The organism is Paenibacillus doosanensis, from assembly GCF_025060755.1.
GTDB lineage: Bacteria > Bacillota > Bacilli > Paenibacillales > NBRC-103111 > Paenibacillus_S > Paenibacillus_S doosanensis.
The window spans coordinates 1-19,580 of record NZ_JANYUY010000034.1; the positions used below are offsets into that span (position 1 = coordinate 1).

Genomic DNA, 19,580 nt, shown 5'->3' on the forward strand with positions numbered 1-19,580 from the left:
GGTTCAGGACACCAAAGTGAACCGACCTTCCTCGCCAGCCATAGTAGCAGTGTTAACGTTTTTTGTTAGTACCAACCCCATTTTCATCATCAATGGTGCCGCGTCAGCGGCATGGATGGCTTTTGGGGGATTTGTTCGTTGCAGCCTAGCGGGACGAGGACGCCCGCTGATCAATCATCAATCAAATCGTCGCCCGGACCGTCATGCGTAGGATGAGATCCCGGGTAATCCCGGGAGATTCCTTCGTGGAGCTCGCGGTTCTCGTAAGTGAAACGATTGGGAGGACGCTGATCCTCACGCCACGGAGAACTTTTGCCCAAGGTGGCTTCGTGAAACGTCGCGCCGTACGGCCCTTCAGGGAACTCTTCGGCGGTTAGGTCGTTGCGCTGAGATTCGACGGTTTTGACATCGGTATAACGATGGCGGTCCTCTTCCAGGAAGCCGTTTTGTTCATTTTCCGGATTGGCCATCATGCTTGCACCTCGCTTTTTTTACAGTACTGCTTTTAGATTGCCTTCATGGGAAAATCGTTATTCCTCTTGCTTTCATGGAGGTTGTATGATAATATGGGAATAATTTCAAACGCGCTTAGAGGAAGCACCTCTCTTACTTTACGTAGGAGGGGTGCTTTTTTGCGTTTGAATATATATCTGATGGCGAGGGTGGGATATGGAATGAATCTGTTATTTCTGAACAGTATGGAGAAGCAGGTTGGCGACGACCGCACGCGGGGAGCGCAGGCTTCCATCGGTGAAAGTCATGGGAAGTGGATCGCAGGATGGCAGGAGACGAAAGAAGACGGCAGATTAACCCATGAAACTTGGTTTGAAGGAACGAGCTGGGAGGAGCTGATCGCGGCGTTCCGCGAGCGGATGCTCGTCAAGCGGCATGAAGGCTTCAAGCCGGTATTGGACCCGGCCCTGCTTCTGGAGCGGGTTTCGTTGGACAGCCGCTCCGCGCGAATCCAGCTGCTGCAGTTTTACAGCGAGCAGCACACGAGCGAAGAACTGTACGAGGCGCTTCGTCAATGGCGGCTTAAGCAGGCGGGCAAAGAAGGCAAATCGCCCTTTTTGGTCGCGACCAACCGTCTGCTGCGGATGATCTGCGCGTTCCTCCCTCACACCGAAGAGGAATTAAGCCAAATTCCCGGATTTGGCGCGAATAAAGCCGCGCTGTATGGAGCGGAGCTGTTGAAGTTCACGCGTCAATATGAGCGGACGACTTCATTTCCGCTGGATTGGGTGGAGGACAGTGTGAATCTGCTGCAGTTTCAAGCCTGGCAGCAGCAGGAGAAGCAGCGCAAGCAGCAGCTGGAGCAAACGAAGCGCGAGACGAAGCGCAGGCTGCTTGAGGCGGTGACCCGCGGCGACAGCCTGGAACAGCTGCGGGAAGAGCTGCAGCTTCAGCCGAGAGATTTGATGATCTGGCTGGAGGAGCTGGACAGGGAGGGCTATGATTTGGAGGCGTACATTGAGCTTGAACTGAAGCGGGTTCCGGAAGAAGAGCTGAGTCTGGCTTGGGAGGCTTTCGAGCTGCGCGGGGACAAGTATTTGAAGCCGATTTTGCAATCGCTGTATAAGCAAGAGGAGCTTGACGGAAAGGAGGTCGACCGGATTTATGAATGGTTGCGCCTGCTGCGGATGAAGTTTCGTAAGGCACAAGCATCGCAGGAGCAGGCAAGCCAGGAAGCCGTCGCCGGTTAATCGTTTCGTCCCGGCCGCCTAATATGACAGCTTCGGCTTCGGGCTCGCTTACGGTCCGAACGCAAAAAACTCTTGCCTTAAGCGGCCGATACCGTCCAAGGCAAGAGTTTACTATATATAGAAACGAGCCGCGTTCATAGCCAGCCCTTTTTACGAAACAGAACGAACATCGAAATGCCGATAACAAACATCAGGATGACCGCAGCGACGCCGCCGTACTCCCAATGGATGCCGGGAATATGCTCGAAGTTCATTCCGTAAATACCGGTGATGAATGTGAGCGGCATGAAAATGGTCGTGAGCGCGGTAAATATGCGCATGATTTCGTTGGCGCGGTTCGACAGGCTGGACTGGTAAGCTTCTCGTAAGTTCGCCATCAAATCGCGGAACGTATCGAAGTTCTCGGATATTTTTACGGCGTTTTCGTAGATATCGCCGAAGTATTTTTTGAGCGGATCGCTAATGAGCCGCAGTTCTTTGCGGTTTAACGTCGCGATCACTTCTTTTTGCGGAACGAGCACTTTCTTGAGCCATAAAATTTCGCTTCGCAGACCGATAATTTCGTTCAAATGCGATTTTTTCGTATTCATCAGTATATCTTCTTCCAGCTTCTCGATCTTCGCTTCGATCCGGTCGCCGACATTCGTATAGTTATCGACGACAAGGTCAATCAAATGATACAAGAAACGGTCCGGCGCGCCGACTTCCTCTTCCCAAAGCACCGGTTTCAAAGCGCGCAGCTCGTTAATTTTTTGCCGGGTCACGGTAATGATATAATGCTTGCCGAGAAATATATTGAGCGCCCGCAGAAAAATTTCTTCATCATCAAACCGGATGCTGTTGACGACGATAAAATAATGGGTATCGTACAGCTCGATCTTCGGACGCTGTTCTTCTTCCGTCAAGCAGTCTTCCACTGCCAATTCATGAAGATGAAATAAGGGCTGTAAAATCGTCAAATCGTCAACATCGGCATCGATCCAATAAAATCCATGCTCCGGCGCCTCGATCGTTTGGGTAATATCCTCAATTAAAGTAAAAATGCCGTCCTGAACCAAACGTGCTTTCATCTGCTCCACCCCTTCACATGTAGCTTGAGTTAGCTCGTGAGGAATGCAGACGGAAGAAACGTCGCCGATTCGCCGGACAGCATCTAGGCTAGGCGTAGAGGTCAAAAAGTCATAAGCCGGCCGTAAACGGCTGCGGCGACCTGGTTCCTAAGCAAAGGACAGTCCGGTGCATGCGAACGAGCGGCGTAAGCCGTCGGCATTCCAAACGAAATATTCTGTTGTCGCTGAACGAAAGATACTACTCCTCGGGTCTCCGTCCATTCGTTTGGTGCACCCCTTTGCTAGTGTTGTCGAATTACTTGTCTAGTATAACCGCTCGATTGCCGCTCTTCAAGGTGGGTCTGCTCTATTTTTTGCAATTTTTTTCGGGTCTACGATATAATATGCCGTTTGCGGGGAAAGTGATATTCTTAAAGAGCGGAGCGGGATGCGGAATACTGTCTTGACGTTCCCTTTATTTTCGTATACAGTAGGTATAGAACTACAATTTCATATTTCAAGTTTCAAACTCTTATCAAGAGCAGGTGGAGGGACTAGCCCGATGATACCCGGCAACCGACTATCCTTAAGCTCATATCCGCGCAGGCGGGCATGGACAGGAAGCACGGTGCTAAATCTTGCGGAAGCGTAAGCTTCTGAGAGATGAGAGAGGACATTGTTGAATTGACAAGGCCTTTCTCGTGCGCGCGAAAAAGGCCTTTTTTAGTGCCTTTTTGCAGGAGTTTACCCGGAAACAAACACAAACGCCTACAAAAAAGGAGGATATACCTATGCCAATCAAAATTCCAGATCATTTGCCAGCCCGAGAAATTCTGATGAACGAAAACATCTTCGTGATGGATGAAACGGTGGCTTTCCACCAAGATATTCGTCCGCTGCGAATCGCGATAATGAACCTGATGCCGACCAAGGAAACGACGGAAACGCAAATTCTCCGGCTGATCGGCAATACCCCGCTGCAAGTCGAGTTTGTGCTGCTGCATCCGAGGACGCATACTTCGAAAAATACGTCCGTCGAGCATCTGGAGCAGTTTTATAAAACGTTCGACGATGTGCGGGGAGAGCGCTTCGACGGTCTGATCATTACCGGCGCTCCGGTTGAACAGCTCGACTTCGAGGATGTGAATTATTGGGATGAACTGAGGCAAATCATGGATTGGAGCCGCGAAAATGTGACGTCGACGCTGCATATTTGCTGGGCCGCCCAGGCGGGGCTGTATCATCACTTCGGCGTTCCGAAATATCCGCTGGAAGAGAAAATGTTCGGCGTCTTCCCGCACTATATCAGCACAAGCAACGTGAAGCTGCTCCGCGGCTTCGATGAGTTGTTCCTCGTTCCGCAGTCGCGCCACACCGAGGTGCGCCGCGAGGACATTGAGAATGTTCCCGAGCTTGAAATCTGGTCCGAGTCTTCGGAGGCGGGCGTCTATATCGTCGGCACGAAGGACGGCAAACAAATATTCGTAACCGGACATTCGGAATACGATGCGTGTACCTTGAAATACGAATACGACCGCGACGTCAACAAAGGGATGGACGTTGCCGTTCCGAAAAATTATTACCCGAACGACGATCCGACCAAGCAGCCGCTCGTATCGTGGAGAGCGCATGCGAACCTGCTGTTCTCCAACTGGCTTAACTATTATGTGTACCAAGAGACACCGTTTGATCTGCACAAGGAGGAATACTGTATATGAGCGAGCAGCACAGCGAGAGCAAGTTGAAAATCGAGAGCCGGTTAGCCCAAATCGGCTCTCAGGAAGAGCCTGTGACAGGCGCAGTCAGCTTCCCTATTTACCAAGCGACGGCGTTCCGTCATCCGAAGCTCGGACAAAGCACGGGCTTCGATTACGCCCGCACGAAGAGCCCGACCCGCAAGGTGCTTGAGGACGCGATAGCGGAGCTGGAGTCCGGTGACGCCGGATTCGCCTGCAGCTCCGGCATGGCTGCTCTGCAGACGATCTTTGCCTTGTTCAGCCAAGGCGATCATCTGATCGTCTCTCTGGATTTGTACGGCGGGACGTATCGGCTTCTGGAGAAAATTATGTCGCGCTTCGGCGTGACCGCGACTTATGTGGATACGAATGATCTGGACGCGCTCGAATCGCATTATCAGTCGAATACGAAAGCGGTGTTGATCGAGACGCCGACGAACCCGCTGATGATGATTACCGATCTGGAGCTCGTTTGCGGCTGGGCGAAGAAGAAGGGCATTTTGTCCATCGTGGACAATACGCTGCTGACGCCGTTCTTCCAGCGTCCGATCGAGCTTGGAGCCGATATCGTCATTCACAGCGCGACCAAATACTTAGGCGGACATAACGACGTGCTGGCCGGTCTCATCGTGACCAAAGGCAAGGAATTGTCCGAGCAAATGGCGTTTTTGCACAATTCGATCGGCGCCGTGCTGAATCCGCAGGATAGCTGGCTTTTGATGCGCGGGATGAAAACCCTCGCCATCCGTATGGAACGCCATCAACATAACGCGACCAAAATCGCCGAATTTTTGTTAAATCATCCTCAAGTGGAAGCCGTCTATTATCCGGCGCTGGAGAGTCATCCGGGCTATGTCGTTCAGAAGAAGCAATCATCCGGGAATACCGGTATTTTCTCTTTCAAAATGAAGGACGCCCGCTTTATCGAGCCGATTTTGCGCCATATTCAGCTGATCGCATTCGCCGAAAGCCTCGGCGGAGTAGAATCGCTGATGACGTATCCGGCTGTGCAGACGCATGCCGACATTCCGGAAGACATCCGCCGCCGGGTGGGCGTCGACGACCGTCTGCTGCGTTATTCCGTAGGCATCGAGCATGCGGACGATCTGATCGCGGATTTGGCTCGCGCTATCGATTTGGCGCAGTCCGAGATAGAGGGGGCTTAAGGCGTAATGGCAGCAAACGAGCCTAACGGCAAGAACGAACAGACAGAGCGTCAGTTTGCAACCAAGCTGATCCACTTCGGGTCGGAGATCGACCCGAGAACGGGCGCTTCCAGCGTACCGATCTATCAAGCGTCGACCTTCCATCAGTTTTCGCTCGATGAACAGCAGGAATACGATTATACCCGTTCCGGCAACCCGACGCGGCAAGCGCTGGAGGATTATATCGCCCTCCTGGAAGGCGGCGACCGCGGCTTCGCCTTCGCCTCCGGCATGGCGGCCATATCGGCGGCGTTCATGATGCTGTCGGCAGGGGATCATGTCATCTGCACCGAGGATGTGTACGGCGGAACGTACCGTTTGCTCAGCACGATCATGACGCGAATGAACGTGGAGACGACATTCGTCGATATGACCGATCTGGAGCAAGTGAAGGCGGCGCTCAAGCCGAATACGAAGGTTGTCTTTATGGAGACGCCCTCCAATCCGACGTTGAAAATTACGAACATCGCGGAGATTACGGCTTGGGCCAAGCAGCAAGGGCTGCTGACGATGCTGGATAACACGTTTATGACGCCGTATCATCAGCGTCCTATCGAGCTCGGCGTCGATCTGGTGCTGCACAGCGCGACCAAGTTTTTGGGCGGCCACAGCGACGTCACGGCCGGTCTGGCCGTCACCGCCAACGAGAGCCTCGGACAGCAAATGAAGCAGGTGCAGAACGGAATGGGCACGATTCTCGGCGTATACGACTCCTGGCTGCTGATGCGCGGGATGAAGACGCTGCAGGCGCGCATGGAAGCGCATGAGCAGAGTGCCCGCCGTCTGGCCGAATGGCTGTCCGCTCATCCGAACGTGGAGAAGGTATATTATCCGGGGCTTACCGGACATCCCGGACGCGAAATTCATGAGAAGCAGTCCAAGGGCTACGGGGCCGTCGTTTCCTTCGACATCGGTTCCGGCGAGCGCGCCAAGCAGGTGCTTCACCAGGTGCAAATCCCGCTCGTAGCGGTCAGTCTCGGGGCTGTAGAGAGCATTCTCTCGTACCCCGCGATGATGTCCCATGCGGCGATGCCGCGCGAAGTGCGTCTGGAGCGAGGAATTACCGACGGTCTTGTCCGTTATTCGGTCGGTCTTGAGAATATCGAGGACATCATCGCCGATCTCGATCAAGCGCTTCGCGGCGTTTAGCCTCCTCTTATAGAAGCGTGGCGAAGCTGCAACAGCGAGAGGAAGCTTCTATCGACGGCAGGCTGCTTGTTTTTCACCGCCCTTTTAAAAACCTGCTATCAAAGCGGACGGGGCATAATTTTTGGCGCCGTTAAATATGAATAGAGAGTGTCTTTTCGGGTGCATACCCGGGAAGGCAGTCTCTTTTTCACGTTTTTTTCAATGACTCGGGCCTATGTTTGTGGTACCATGATTTTATAAGTTTTTTCGTATGCAAAATAGTTTGGCAATAGATAGCAAAAGGAGTGAGCACAGGATGAGTTCCATAGACCGCATCCTAGATAGTGCGCTGGCCGGAAACCGGATCGGATTGGAAGATTGTATTCGGTTGTACGAATCCGACGAGATCGAAAAAATGGGTCATGTCGCAAATCAAATTATGCTGAGGCATCATCCGGAGCCAATTACCACTTTCGTCATTGGACGCAATATTAACTATACGAACATTTGCGATGTATACTGCCGTTTTTGCGCGTTTTACCGCTCGCCGGGCTCGAAGGAAGGCTACGTGCTCCCGGACGAAACGATCTTCCAGAAAATCCAGGAGACGCTGGATGTGAACGGTACCGAGATTTTGATGCAGGGCGGAACGAATCCGAACCTTCCGTTCTCCTACTATACGAATTTGCTGCGCGAGATTAAGAAACGCTTCAATATTACGATGCACTCCTTCTCTCCTGCGGAGATTATGAAAATGAAGGAAGTATCCGAAGGGTTGACGCTGGAAGAAGTCGTTCGCGAGCTGCATGCCGCCGGATTGGACTCGCTGCCGGGCGGAGGCGGGGAAATTCTCGACGACCGCACCCGCCGCAAAATCAGCCGCCTGAAAGGCTCCTGGCGCGATTGGATGGACGTCATGCAGACGGCGCACCGGGTCGGCATGTCTACGACCGCCACGATGGTTATCGGCTTCGGCGAGTCGATGGAAGAGCGCGCCTTGCATCTGCTGCGCGTCCGCGACGCTCAAGACGAATGCATTGCCAACAAATGGAATTCCCCGGGATTCCTGGCGTTTATTTCCTGGACATTCCAGCCGGACAATACGAATCTGAAGGCGGATAAGCTCGGGCCGGAAGATTATTTGAAAAATGTGGCGATCAGCCGGATTATGCTCGACAATATTCCGAACTTCCAATCGTCCTGGGTGACGATGGGGCCGGAGGTCGGCAAACGCTCGCTGCATTTCGGCTGCAACGACTTCGGCAGCACGATGATCGAAGAGAACGTCGTCTCCGCCGCCGGCACGACCCATAAGGTCAACATCGGCTCGACGCTGGACATTATCCGCGAAGCGGGCAAAATCCCCGCGCAGCGCAACACGAGATACGAGATTCTTCGCGTGTTTGATGATGTGGACGAGAAGGTTGACAACGACTTTATTATGCAAAATTAATTGGCCAATTTAGAATTCGCTGCACTTACGGCGCATAACGCTTGTCTATATGAATCCGATGGAGGGATTCGTGTAGATAAGCGTTTTTTGTCGTTCTTGAAAACGGCCGGCGTTAGTCATGGGAAATTGTTGTTTGTATATATGCTCTCCGGCGACCATATACTTAAAAAAGAGAAGTAAGGGAAGAAAGGAGTGAGCAAGATGAAACTGTTTGCCTTGACTGTGGCGAAAATGCCGGATGATGCGGTTCAGCGTCTTCGCGATGCTGTGGAGCAGGCGGCGCGGCAAGTATATAAAAGTCATCTGGCGGTACACGTACAGCGTTTCGGCGCTTGTTCGACCATTCTGGCCGAGGGCATTTTTCCTCGCTTTCAATTGGACAGACGGACGGACACCCTCTATTCAAAAACGGCGGATGCGCTCGCGGAGTGGATCATTCATGAGGAAGAAGAAGGCTTGCTCCGTTCGCTGATCGCGCGTCATTACGAATATAAGAAGGATGAAGAAATACGCTCCATCTTAAGCTACTGCCTTCCCGGGGCCTTCGGCGAAGCCGGGGAACCTCCGTTCGAGCAGACGTTCTCCCGCCGCAAGCAGATTATCGCACAGGCGGTTTTCGAATATTTGCAGGAGCACACGGACTTGAATCTGGAAGGGTTTATCCATTTTCGGCTGCACGATTATATGGAGGAGCTCCATGAAATGGTTGAATATGCGGTCGATGAATTTTTGATGGATCAGCAGTATCAGGAGTTCATTTCTCTTTTGAAATATTTTGTCTATATCCAGGAAGCCAAAATACCTGTCGCTCATTTGATACATAAAGGCGGCAATGAATTCGCTTTGCTCAACGATTCGATGGAGCCCATCGATACGAGCGAGAACGATGCTACGGTGACCGTTGAAATGCTGGAGAAGGACATCAATTTTGAAGATGTGATCGTCAGCACTTTAATCTCGGTTTCGCCGCAGCAGATCTATATCCATACTCGAGACCCTGAAGTTCAGGTTATTAAGACGATCAAGCAAATTTTCGAGAATCGTGTCCAGCTGTGCGACTATTGCGGACTATGCCATAATCTTGACCGATCCGCCGCCGCCGACTATAATAAAGGGTAAGGCAACGATCAAAGATAACAATGGTTGAAGTGCTGCTCAGAGAAGGAAGTCTTAGGCTGCAAGCTTCCTCAGTCAACGACAATCATTTACCCCTTTGTAGCCGAGATGTGGAACGCGGGTTTAGTCGCAAGCGGACGATTCCCGGTTAGTATATATCTCCGGTTCATTCCCGTTACAGGATGCTTACGAGGATTCGCCGGCTGTTTCCAGCTACGCGAATTGAACTAGGGTGGAACCACGAGACCAAGCGCACTCGTCCCTTCTATGGGATGATGCGCTTTTTATGTTTTCCAGCATAATACAGGAGGATTGGATAAGCATGGCAGCGGTAAAAGTAACGTTCCCCGACGGGGCGGTAAGAGAGTACGAGCAAGGAACGACAATTGAAGATGTGGCGGGTTCGATCAGCTCGGGCCTTAAGAAAAATGCGGTTGTAGGCAAGGTGGGCGGCAAAGTCGTCGATCTGAACACTCCTTTGGAGCAGGATGCCGCGCTGGAAATCGTCACGCTGGACAGCGAAGCGGGGCTTGAAGTATACCGTCACAGCACGGCTCACTTGATGGCTCAGGCGCTAAAGCGCATTTACGGAGAAAAAGCGGTCAAGCTGGGAATCGGCCCGGTGATCGAAGACGGGTTTTATTACGATATCGATTTGGAAACGCCGGTAACGCCGGAGGATCTGGTCAAAATCGAGAAAGAAATGGAGAAGATCGCGCAGGAGAATTTGCCGATTCGCCGCCGTGTCGTCAGCCGCGAAGAAGCGATCCGCATTTTCACCGATATGGAAGACCCGCTGAAGCTGGAATTGATCCGCGATTTGCCTGAGGATTCCGTGCTGACGATTTACGATCAAGGCGAGTTTTTCGACTTGTGCCGGGGGCCGCATTTGCCGTCCACAGGCCGCATTAAGGCGTTCAAGCTGCTCAGCGTAGCGGGCGCATACTGGCGCGGAGATTCCAAGAATAAAATGCTCCAGCGCATTTACGGCACGGCGTTCCCGAAAAAAGCCGAGCTTGAAGAGCATCTGCATCTGCTTGAAGAAGCGAAGAAGCGCGACCACCGCAAGCTGGGGAAAGAACTGAAGATGTTCACCTTCTCCCGCGAAGTCGGACAAGGCCTCCCGCTATGGCTTCCTCACGGCGCCAAAGTGCGCCGCACGATGGAGCGCTATATCGTCGATCTGGAAGAGAGACTCGGCTACCAGCACGTCTATACGCCGGTTCTCGCCAATGTAGAGCTGTACAAAACTTCCGGACACTGGGAGCATTACCAAGAGGATATGTTCCCCAAAATGATTATGGACAACGAGGAACTTGTGCTTCGCCCGATGAACTGTCCGCATCATATGATGATATATAAGAGCGACATGCGCAGCTACCGCGATTTGCCGATCCGCGTAGCCGAGCTTGGCACGATGCACCGCTACGAAATGTCGGGCGCATTGACGGGCTTGCACCGCGTGCGCGCGATGACGCTTAACGACGCGCATATTTTCTGCCGTCCGGATCAAATCAAGGAAGAATTTGCACGCGTCATCAACCTGATTCGCCAAGTGTACGAAGATTTCGGAATCACCGAGTACCGGTTCCGTCTGTCTTACCGCGATCCTCAGGATACGGAGAAATATTTCCCGGACGATAACATGTGGGAAATGTCGCAGCGCATGCTGCGCGAAGTCGTTGAGGAGCTGGAGCTGCCGTTCTACGAAGCGGAAGGCGAGGCGGCGTTCTACGGCCCTAAACTGGACGTACAAATCAAAACGGCGCTCAAGAAGGAAGAAACCTTGTCCACCGCGCAGCTGGACTTCCTGCTCCCAGAGCGGTTCCAGTTGGAATATGTCGGCGAGGACGGCCAGAAGCATCGTCCGGTCGTCATTCACCGCGGCATCATCTCCACCATGGAACGGATGACGGCGTTCTTGCTGGAGAACTTCGCCGGCAATTTGCCGACTTGGCTGTCTCCGGTTCAAGCGAAGGTGATCCCGGTATCTACGGCCTTCGAAGGCTATGCCAAGCAAGTTGAAGAAAAGCTGCAGCTGGCGGGCATTCGCGTAGAATCCGATCTGCGCAACGAGAAGCTGGGCTATAAGATCCGCGAAGCGCAGCTGGAGAAAATCCCGTATATGCTCGTTGTCGGCGAGAATGAGATGAACAGCCAAAGCGTTTCGCTCCGCAAGCGCGGGCAGGGCGACCTGGGCGTGCAAAGCCTGGACAGCGTCGTGCAGCTGATTAGCGAAGCGGTTCGTACGAAACAAATCGATTAATCGTCCCTCGGACGGTCGGCGAGGACTTATCCTTTTACTTAGGGTAAGTCCTTTTTTTACTTCAAAAATCGGTTCAAGACGCGCGGCGGACAAAGAACCATTTCGCAAGCTTGTATAATCCTAGAAGTAATTGGACAGCCTCTTATATTAAGGGGAGGTTTTAAACCAAGTATGTTACCAAAAGCCGCAAGTCATGCGAAATGGATCTGTTTGATCGTCATTTTGTTGGGATTGTTCATGGTGCTGGATCAAGAGCAGCAATCGCTCGCGCAAAACCGTTCCGCCGATAGCGAGTGGAATCAGGTTATACCGTCACTGGCTTCAAGCGTAAGCACGTCTGCTCCGGCCAAGCCGGAAACGCAAGATGGAGTTAAAGAGACCAAGGCCGTATCTTCGGTAAAACAAACAAGCCGTGCTGAATATACCGAAAAACAAAGCGACAAATATATGTTTTTGCCGAATTTGAAAAAAGATATCTCCAAGTTCACCGCGGTGGAAGTGGTTGCTACGGGCTACTACGCAGGCGAAGAATCGACCGGAAAAAATCCAGGTCATCCCGAATACGGAGTGACCTTCTCCGGAATGAAGGTGCAGCGCAACAAAAATTCATTCTCTACTATTGCCGCCGATCCGAATGTCTTCCCTCTGGGAACCGTGCTCTGGATACCGGGATACGGATACGGAGTCGTAGCGGATACGGGGAGCGCCATCAAGGGCAACCGGATTGACCTGTATTTCGAGACCAAAGACCAAGTGTATCGGGAATGGGGAAAAAAGACATTAAATGTGTTCGTTGTTAAAAAAGGCGACGGAAAAATTACGAAAATGATCTGGAGCCAGTTGGAAAACGAGATTTTGTTTTAAACTTCCAACATAATCGCCTTTCACCTTGCTCATACTAATGATTGTAAGGGGAGGTGAACATCATGGCTAAAAACAAAAATAAGAAGCAACAAAACGATACAGAGTTTTCCCAAGAGGTAACAGCTAAAAACGCAAAACAATCGGCGCAAAACAACGCTAACGAAAGTGCCGACAATAACTCTAAATACTAACATACCAGACCGGCGCGGATGCGCCGGTTTTTTCATTTAGGAAATGATGCGCAGCAATATCCTGTGGAAATCCGGGGTCTCCCCCGAAAGTAAAGTCTACCCATAGAACGATCCCAGAGGAAGGGTTTGTCGCCGATCCAGCTTAGGCTGGACGCGGACGGAATAAGCTTCAGAGCATCACGTCACTACCCTGGAAATTACTCTTGGTACCCCATTTCCATTGTCTGTGGTGCCGCGTCGGCGGCATGGATGGCTTTTGGGGGATTTGTTCATCAATTGAAAATAATTGGAACGTCCCTACCTCCCTCTTTTTAACGCTTAAGAATGCCTGCTAACCTCCGTTTGTTTATTTTAATTATTCAGATCTCCTCCTTAATCGTCATGAAAAAAATTAGTTATTTTCAAAACGGGCTATTTAGTGTAAAATAAAATCACTGTTATGAAAGTTGACATTAAAAGATAGGTGATATCCCATGCTGAATGCTTTGACGATGGGGAGTATGAGCGCGATGACTAAACGAAAAGCAGCAGAAGTTTTCCCTTTTTTGGAAAGGTATATTGCCCGCAAGGAAGAACAGATCGCGGAAATAGAGCAAGTGATCGAAAGGTACGAGAAGAAACGATTGATAGAAGAAAGGAACTATCAGGCGATGTCATCTTTTCGAAAAATATTTGCCGGAAAAAAGCCGGATCATCATTTGGCTGTGGAATATATCCATTATGTGAAAAGGCCGATGGAGCAAATTCGTCAGCTCCGCGCGGAGGCGGAACAGGCGAGGGCGATTTTGAACGGCAGCAAGCCGTCGGATTATGTAGCTATCAGCGACGACCTGGAGAAAGAGATCGGCCTGTAATGGAAGCATTCGTTTTAAGGAACGAGAGCACGGCTCCTTCGCCAATCCTCGACATGAGATGCGAAAAAGGGGCCTATTTTGTGCGTTTTCACGCACATTTTTGGTGATAATAAACAGTAAAGTCGACACCTGGTTTTGCTTTGCGACAAAAAAGTCGTTATAATGAGTTCTAGTCGAGCGGCTGCAGACTAAGGTCATCTGTGAATGACAATCATGAATGGAGGGATCTGATGAAGCGCCAAGCACTCATCGCACTATTTGCTTTAACTATGTTAGTTTCCGCTTGCTCCAAGCAAACGGACCAAGCAGGCACGGCATCGCCGACGCCTACGCCGGATACGTCGCAGCAAACTCAATCTCCTGCACCATCCCCAACGCCGACGCCTACGCCGGCTGCGCAGGACTCGAATAACAACAAGTCGGCCGATCAGGGGCAAACGAAGGAAAATCCGCCTGTGGAGGCGCCGAAAGGAGCTGCGGAGCAACCGGTCGTTACGACGGATCAATACAGCAAAGTCGATTTCGGCATGTCGTTCGACGACGTAACCAAAACGATGGGGCAAATGGGCAAATTGATCAGCGAAGCGAAAGCCGAAGACGGCAGCAACCCTGTGCAAACTTACGAGTATAAGCTAAAAGACGGCGGTTCGGCCAAGATTACTTTCCGCAACGGAAAAGTAACGTCGAAGTCGGACAGCTCCAAATAACGGCATCTCCAATAGACGCCAATGAAGGGCTATCTTGAGCAGATTGTATCTGCCCGGATAGCCCTTCATTCGTTTTATCGCATCCACGGTTCGAAGCCGGGGATGGATCAGGTTTTGCTAAAAGGATTTTGTCGGCCGGCTTGCCGCGCCGGGGGAATTACCGGCTCTTCAGCTTGTTGAGTTCGATGAAATCATGCTCCTGACTGTAGGCGGGAACGCCGTGAATGCCTACGTCGAGACCGACCAGCTCCTCGTCCCGGCTGACTCGAACCGGAGCTAAGCGGCCTATTAGCTTCAAGGCGATCCAGGTTAAGGCGAAACCCCAGACGGCAACGATAATGAGTCCGAGCGCCTGCACCCCTAAGAGCGACCAGCCTCCGCCGTAAAATAACCCGCTGTACCCTTGCCCTACGCTCGCGGCAAGCTCCGGCTTGGCGAACAGGCCGACCGCTAATGTACCGATGCTGCCGCTGACTCCGTGAACGGCGAATGCGCCGACCGGATCGTCGATCCGTTTGGACTCAAGAAATTCGGTAGCAAAGACCATCGCGATTCCGCAGACGGCTCCTATGAATATGGCGGCCCCGTCGCTTACAAACGCACAGCCGGCCGTTATCCCGACAAGCCCGGCCAAGGAGCCGTTAATGACCATTGGCGGGTCGGCTTTGCGGTAGCGCAGCATCGTAAACAGAATGCATGTGGCGCCGCCGGCGGCTGCCGCCAGCATGGTGGTGACGGCGATATGCCCGATCGAGCTGTTCGTCGCGCTCAACGTGCTGCCGGAATTGAAGCCGAACCAGCCGAACCAGAGGACGAAAGCGCCGACAGAGGCCAGCGGAAGATTGGACGGGGGTACAATATTCGGCGTACCGTCATCGGAGAACTTGCCGATGCGCGGCCCGATGAAAATGGCAGCCGCCAAGGCGGAGAAGCCTCCCATCGCGTGGATGACGGCGGAACCTGCGAAATCGATCATGCCGAGGCTGCCGAGCCAGCCGCCGACGCTCCAAACCCAATGACCGGCAATCGGATAAATAAACCCGGTCATCGCGATGGCGTAAAGAATATAAGCGTGAAAGTTGATGCGCTCGGCGACCGCTCCCGAGACGATGGAGATGACTGCAATGACGAAGGCGCATTGGAACAGCCAATACGTATCGTTAGAGATGGAAAGCTTGATATGTGTCAAGTCTCCTCCCATCATGAAACCGCTTGTACCGATGAGACCGGAAACATCCTTGCCGTACATAAGGCCGAATCCGAAGAAATAAAAGATGAGCGCTCCGAAGGTAATATCGACAAATACTTTCATGATGATGCTGACGGCGTTCTTTTGCCTTACGAAGCCGGCCTCCAGCAGTGCGAAGCCGCCTTCCATCAGCAGGATCATCGCTGCGGTCAGGACTACCCAGATCGTATCCAAGCCGCTCGCCAATGCGGATAAATCCATGTGTTCAACTCCTCTAGACCAACGATATGAAAAATCTACGCCACTCATTATACGTTTCCTATGATAGTTATGTCAACGAACTACGTAAGATATATTGACATATTGATCCGATCATTCGCATTTCTCTTGTGTGGATAATTTCTGCATGTAACGTTTATTCTATATACTAAAAACATGCGGGAGGATACATACGATGATTTCTTTGGATTCCAGCTTAATAAACCGGGAAGAGGGCTACGACCAAATCCGCGATTATTTAAAGGATCATCAGTTTACTTTGGGCGGCAATTGGGAATACGATCACGGTTATTTCGACCGGGCCCTGGACGAGGAGAACAAGGTATGGCTAAGAATACCTTTTACGGTGACGCATGGGGTGTTGGACGGAAATACCGATGCGACGAATGCGATCATCTCCATCGGCCGTCCGTTTGTATTGAAGCACTTATATAATGAAGGGTTGGATAAGGAAGCCCAAGTCAGCACGTACGGAGCGCTCGTCGATCAGTTCCAGGAGCCTGTGGACAAGGACGCCTCCTTGGAAGACCGATGGGTGAGCAAAGCGAAGGATGTTTTACGGGAAGTGGAAAAATCAATCCCCCTATATCCCCCTTACTCTTAAGGGGGACCCCGGGCGCTGCGCCCCTGGACCCCGCATGTTCGGTGCGAACTCAGAGGCTTGCGGCTTCGATGTGACGTTGGCGCTAGGAACCGCGTTCATCCCCTGTTCTTTGCTTGGCAAAGGGACAGGGGATACGCTTCGACTGCAGTGCGGGAACGGGCTAGTGCTTGGCGGGGCGTAGAGTGGATCGGCGCGCGTCGGTCCGGTTCTGCTTTGCTTAGCGCAAAGTTTGAACCGGACACGCTTGAGGGTGGAGCAAAACGGATGGGTTCGCTGGGCTGTTTCGATAGAAAATCGCGCTCACGGTTTTGGACAGGGAGGCAGTCGCCCCTGGACCCCCGGCAAGGACGAAGCGGCTTCGAGAGCACGCTTGAGGGTGGAGCAAAACGGATGGGTTCGCTGGGCTGTTTCGGGAAAATCGCGCTCACGGTTTTTGGACAGGGAGGCAGTCGCCCCTGGACCCCCAGCAAGGACGAAGCGGCTTCGAGGGCCCGCTTGAGGGTGGAGCAAAACGGCGGGTTCGCTGGGCTGTTTCGGGAAAATCGCGCTCACGGTTTGGTCAGGGGGGCAGTCGCCCCTGGACCCCCAGCAAGGACGAAGCGGCTTCGAGGGCCCGCTTGAGGGTGGAGCAAAACGGATGGGTTCGCTGGGCTGTTTCGATAGAAAATCGCGCTCACGGTTTTGGACAGGGAGGCTGTCGCCCCTGGACCCCAGCAAGGACGAAGCGGCTTCGAGAGCACGCTTGAGGGTGGAGAAAAACGGATGGGTTCGCTGGGCTGTTTCGGGAAAATCGCGCTCACGGTTTTGGACAGGGAGGCAGTCGCCCCTGGACCCCGGCAAGGACGAAGCGGCTTCGAGAGCACGCTTGAGGGTGGAGCAAAACGGATGGGTTCGCTGGGCTGTTTCGGGAAAATCGCGCTCACGGTTTGGTCAGGGGGGCAGTCGCCCCTGGACCCCCAGCAAGGACGAAGCGGCTTCGAGGGCCCGCTTGAGGGTGGAGAAAAACGGCGGGTTCGCTGGGCTGTTTCGGGAAAATCGCGCTCACGGTTTTTGGACAGGGAGGCAGTCGCCCCTGGACCCCAATAATTTGGATGTGCAGCATATGCTGTATCATTATAATTAGAGAGACGCAGGTATTGTCACGCGTCTCTTTTTGATACATACTAATATGAAGGTATGAAATAAAAGGTAGAATATAAGAAGAGAGTATGTTCACTCGCATGTTAAGCGCTTCCTGCCGGTTCTTTGCCGCAGGCAAAGGTCGGCAGGACGGGCGCGCGCTCTATCCGGTAAAGTAGCTCTCTGTACGAGCCCGTTCCCGCACTGCAGCCAAGCGTATCCCTTGTTACTTTGCGGAGCAAAGAACAGGGGATGAACGCGGCTACCGGCACCAACGTCCCATCGAAGCGGCAATCCCATGAGTTTGCGCCAAACCTGCGGGGTCCAGGGGCGCGAGCGCCCGGGGTCCCCCTTGAGGTCAAGGGGGATTTAGGGGGATCGTTTACGTTAGGGGGATCGGCCTTTTTTACTCTCTATTTATTTAATTTTAAGGTTTCTTTAAGGTTGGCGAGGCAATATATAAATCAAGGAAAGTAAATGAACTCAAGAAATCTTTAAAGCTAGTGGATGGAGGGGTTAACAATATGGAAGATAATAAAAAAGGATACGATGATTTTTTTCGCCGGCCTGAAGGCGATTCTTCTAACGATACTTCTTCCCGTGAAGCGGCGGGAAATTCGGATAGGGGCGAGGGGCAAGAGAAGCCGTCATACTATTATTCCTATGGGCCTTATAAATCCTCAATGAATCAAGATGAGACGAACGCTCACATTACATCTACGACAGGCAGCGGGGAGCCGGTGGAAGTGACGCCGCCTAGACCGGTAAGACCGTTCTCTTACAATGTCTCGGATGGCGGGGGCGACGATCCTATGAAAAACTGGCAGTTCCCGCAGCAAAAGAAAAGAGGCTCTTCGTTCCGAAGCGGGTTTATTGCTTTCTTGGCTGGGGCCGTCGTCGTCGGGGGGCTTATGTTCGCATCGGACAAGATGAATTTATTTACCGGATCGAAGGGCGTCCTGGGCAGCACAGCGGCCCCGAGCTCCAGCCAATCCTCCAGCGGCGGAACGGCGAAGCCGACTTCGTTCAGCCTCGGCAGACCGGATAACATCGCGCAGATCGCCGAGCAATCGGGTCCTGCGGTGGTTAAGATCGAAACGAAGGTGAAGACTAAGGCAAGCAGCGGCAATTCGCTATTCGACGATCCGTTTTTCCGCCAGTTTTTCGGAGGCAACGGAGGCGGTCAGCAAAGACAAAAAAGCCAGGACACCGAGCAATTGCAGCCGGGCGGAATGGGAACCGGGTTTATTTTTGAAAAATCCGGCTATATTCTGACCAACGAGCACGTGATCGACGGAGCGGCTGAAATTTGGGTGACGGTGCAGGGCTACGACCAGCCGTTCAAAGCGCAGCTGCTGGGCAACAGCTACGATCTCGATTTGGCCGCGCTCAAAATCGAACCGCAAGACGGCAAAGAATTCGCTTCCCTGCCGCTCGGCAAAGCGGAAGATACGAACGTAGGCGACTGGGTTGTCGCTATCGGTAACCCTTACGGCTTCGACCATACGGTAACGGTTGGGGTGCTCAGCGCCAAGGAACGTCCGATCTCGATTCCCGACAGCCAAGGCACTCGCGAATACAAGCATTTGCTGCAAACCGACGCATCGATCAACCCCGGCAACTCCGGCGGGCCGCTGCTCAACTTGAACGGCGAAGTGATCGGGATCAATACGGCGGTCAGCGCGCAGGCGCAAGGGATCGGCTTCGCGATTCCGACAAGCACGATTTCCAGCGTTCTGGATAATTTGAAAAACAACGTAAAAATTCCTAAAGAGCCGTCCCCGTATATCGGCGTGCAGCTCGGGGCTATCGATAAAGAATGGGTTTCCGAGCTGAAGCTCGAAAATACCGATGGAGCGATCGTCTCCGACGTGGAACGCAAAAGTCCGGCATTCAAAGCGGGCATCCGCCCTTACGACGTTATCGTCGAGGTGAACGGAACTAAGGTGAAAACTTCGCAAGAGGTTGTCGATAAAATCAAAGCTCTAAAAGTGAACGATCAAGCGACGCTCGGCGTTATGCGCGACGGCAAGAAAGAGTCGATCACCGTCACGATCGGGGACCGCAATGCCGAAGCCGACAATACCGGCAAATAAGAAACAGAAAAAGGTTAGATA

16 protein-coding genes and 1 riboswitch are annotated in these 19,580 nt (G+C 52.5%); of the genes, 13 read left to right on the forward strand and 3 right to left on the reverse strand.

Going from position 1 to position 19,580, the window contains the following annotated elements; genetic code table 11:
• Window positions 1–170: 170 nt before the first annotated feature.
• The gene (locus N0M98_RS21600; protein ID WP_249866451.1) at window positions 171–470 is read right to left on the reverse strand and encodes a hypothetical protein; all 300 of its coding nucleotides are present in this window, start codon (window positions 468–470) and stop codon (window positions 171–173) included.
• A gap of 204 nt (window positions 471–674) precedes the next feature.
• Here N0M98_RS21600 and N0M98_RS21605 point away from each other — a divergent pair, with 204 nt between their 5' ends.
• Complete coding sequence (locus tag N0M98_RS21605) at window positions 675–1,703, forward strand: HRDC domain-containing protein (RefSeq protein WP_249861583.1); 1,029 nt, start codon at window positions 675–677, stop codon at window positions 1,701–1,703.
• 134 nt (window positions 1,704–1,837) lie between these two features.
• Here the strand turns inward: N0M98_RS21605 and corA are convergent, their stop codons facing one another.
• Complete coding sequence (gene corA, locus N0M98_RS21610) at window positions 1,838–2,773, reverse strand: magnesium/cobalt transporter CorA (RefSeq protein ID WP_249861584.1); 936 nt, start codon at window positions 2,771–2,773, stop codon at window positions 1,838–1,840.
• Window positions 2,774–3,281: 508 nt separating this feature from the next.
• A riboswitch (SAM riboswitch) is annotated at window positions 3,282–3,422 on the forward strand.
• Between the two features lie 121 nt (window positions 3,423–3,543).
• On the opposite strand from corA, the gene metA reads away from it, so the two are divergent.
• From metA to N0M98_RS21660, 10 genes are all read left to right on the forward strand, one after another.
• Window positions 3,544–4,470 carry a homoserine O-acetyltransferase MetA gene (gene metA, locus N0M98_RS21615; protein WP_249861585.1) on the forward strand — a complete coding sequence of 309 codons (927 nt, stop codon included), beginning with the start codon at window positions 3,544–3,546 and terminating at the stop codon, window positions 4,468–4,470.
• The gene (locus N0M98_RS21620) at window positions 4,467–5,654 is read left to right on the forward strand and encodes an aminotransferase class I/II-fold pyridoxal phosphate-dependent enzyme (RefSeq protein ID WP_249861586.1); all 1,188 of its coding nucleotides are present in this window, start codon (window positions 4,467–4,469) and stop codon (window positions 5,652–5,654) included. Before metA ends, N0M98_RS21620 begins: the two co-directional genes overlap by 4 nt.
• 6 nt (window positions 5,655–5,660) lie before the next feature.
• The gene (locus N0M98_RS21625; RefSeq protein WP_249861587.1) at window positions 5,661–6,842 is read left to right on the forward strand and encodes a trans-sulfuration enzyme family protein; all 1,182 of its coding nucleotides are present in this window, start codon (window positions 5,661–5,663) and stop codon (window positions 6,840–6,842) included.
• Window positions 6,843–7,137: 295 nt separating this feature from the next.
• A complete protein-coding gene (mqnC, locus tag N0M98_RS21630; protein ID WP_249861588.1) occupies window positions 7,138–8,274 on the forward strand; it encodes a cyclic dehypoxanthinyl futalosine synthase in 1,137 nt (378 codons plus the stop codon).
• Window positions 8,275–8,475: 201 nt separating this feature from the next.
• Window positions 8,476–9,393 carry a putative sporulation protein YtxC gene (locus tag N0M98_RS21635; RefSeq protein WP_249861589.1) on the forward strand — a complete coding sequence of 306 codons (918 nt, stop codon included), beginning with the start codon at window positions 8,476–8,478 and terminating at the stop codon, window positions 9,391–9,393.
• Window positions 9,394–9,712: 319 nt separating this feature from the next.
• Window positions 9,713–11,656 (forward strand): threonine--tRNA ligase, encoded by a 1,944-nt coding sequence (thrS, locus tag N0M98_RS21640; RefSeq protein WP_259619108.1) that lies wholly within the window; start codon window positions 9,713–9,715, stop codon window positions 11,654–11,656.
• A gap of 171 nt (window positions 11,657–11,827) precedes the next feature.
• Entirely contained in the window at window positions 11,828–12,520 is a 693-nt protein-coding gene (locus N0M98_RS21645) for a 3D domain-containing protein (RefSeq protein ID WP_249861591.1), read from the forward strand.
• Window positions 12,521–12,582: 62 nt separating this feature from the next.
• A complete protein-coding gene (locus tag N0M98_RS21650; RefSeq protein ID WP_259619109.1) occupies window positions 12,583–12,711 on the forward strand; it encodes a hypothetical protein in 129 nt (42 codons plus the stop codon).
• Between the two features lie 509 nt (window positions 12,712–13,220).
• Window positions 13,221–13,565: a hypothetical protein gene (locus tag N0M98_RS21655; protein WP_249861592.1), complete on the forward strand. Its 345-nt coding sequence runs from the start codon at window positions 13,221–13,223 to the stop codon at window positions 13,563–13,565.
• Window positions 13,566–13,795: 230 nt separating this feature from the next.
• Window positions 13,796–14,272 carry a hypothetical protein gene (locus tag N0M98_RS21660; protein ID WP_249861593.1) on the forward strand — a complete coding sequence of 159 codons (477 nt, stop codon included), beginning with the start codon at window positions 13,796–13,798 and terminating at the stop codon, window positions 14,270–14,272.
• Window positions 14,273–14,429: 157 nt separating this feature from the next.
• Here the strand turns inward: N0M98_RS21660 and N0M98_RS21665 are convergent, their stop codons facing one another.
• Window positions 14,430–15,722: an ammonium transporter gene (locus N0M98_RS21665; RefSeq protein WP_259619110.1), complete on the reverse strand. Its 1,293-nt coding sequence runs from the start codon at window positions 15,720–15,722 to the stop codon at window positions 14,430–14,432.
• A gap of 193 nt (window positions 15,723–15,915) precedes the next feature.
• Here N0M98_RS21665 and N0M98_RS21670 point away from each other — a divergent pair, with 193 nt between their 5' ends.
• Together N0M98_RS21670 and N0M98_RS21675 are read left to right on the forward strand one after the other, a co-directional pair.
• Window positions 15,916–16,344, forward strand: a complete 429-nt coding sequence (locus N0M98_RS21670; protein ID WP_259619111.1) for a YugN-like family protein — start codon at window positions 15,916–15,918, stop codon at window positions 16,342–16,344.
• A gap of 1,643 nt (window positions 16,345–17,987) precedes the next feature.
• Window positions 17,988–19,559, forward strand: coding sequence for a S1C family serine protease (locus N0M98_RS21675; protein WP_259619112.1), 1,572 nt, complete (start codon window positions 17,988–17,990; stop codon window positions 19,557–19,559).
• Window positions 19,560–19,580 lie beyond the last annotated feature (21 nt).

Coding starts and splice junctions, on each gene's coding strand:
- corA (WP_249861584.1), bottom strand. CDS start 2,773: ATGAAAGCACGTTTGGTTCAGGACGGCATTTTTACTTTAATTGAGGAT.
- N0M98_RS21670 (WP_259619111.1), top strand. CDS start 15,916: ATGATTTCTTTGGATTCCAGCTTAATAAACCGGGAAGAGGGCTACGAC.
- N0M98_RS21625 (WP_249861587.1), top strand. CDS start 5,661: ATGGCAGCAAACGAGCCTAACGGCAAGAACGAACAGACAGAGCGTCAG.
- N0M98_RS21650 (WP_259619109.1), top strand. CDS start 12,583: ATGGCTAAAAACAAAAATAAGAAGCAACAAAACGATACAGAGTTTTCC.
- N0M98_RS21600 (WP_249866451.1), bottom strand. CDS start 470: ATGGCCAATCCGGAAAATGAACAAAACGGCTTCCTGGAAGAGGACCGC.
- metA (WP_249861585.1), top strand. CDS start 3,544: ATGCCAATCAAAATTCCAGATCATTTGCCAGCCCGAGAAATTCTGATG.
- N0M98_RS21665 (WP_259619110.1), bottom strand. CDS start 15,722: ATGGATTTATCCGCATTGGCGAGCGGCTTGGATACGATCTGGGTAGTC.
- N0M98_RS21655 (WP_249861592.1), top strand. CDS start 13,221: ATGACTAAACGAAAAGCAGCAGAAGTTTTCCCTTTTTTGGAAAGGTAT.
- mqnC (WP_249861588.1), top strand. CDS start 7,138: ATGAGTTCCATAGACCGCATCCTAGATAGTGCGCTGGCCGGAAACCGG.
- N0M98_RS21605 (WP_249861583.1), top strand. CDS start 675: ATGAATCTGTTATTTCTGAACAGTATGGAGAAGCAGGTTGGCGACGAC.
- N0M98_RS21645 (WP_249861591.1), top strand. CDS start 11,828: ATGTTACCAAAAGCCGCAAGTCATGCGAAATGGATCTGTTTGATCGTC.
- N0M98_RS21675 (WP_259619112.1), top strand. CDS start 17,988: ATGGAAGATAATAAAAAAGGATACGATGATTTTTTTCGCCGGCCTGAA.
- thrS (WP_259619108.1), top strand. CDS start 9,713: ATGGCAGCGGTAAAAGTAACGTTCCCCGACGGGGCGGTAAGAGAGTAC.
- N0M98_RS21660 (WP_249861593.1), top strand. CDS start 13,796: ATGAAGCGCCAAGCACTCATCGCACTATTTGCTTTAACTATGTTAGTT.
- N0M98_RS21635 (WP_249861589.1), top strand. CDS start 8,476: ATGAAACTGTTTGCCTTGACTGTGGCGAAAATGCCGGATGATGCGGTT.
- N0M98_RS21620 (WP_249861586.1), top strand. CDS start 4,467: ATGAGCGAGCAGCACAGCGAGAGCAAGTTGAAAATCGAGAGCCGGTTA.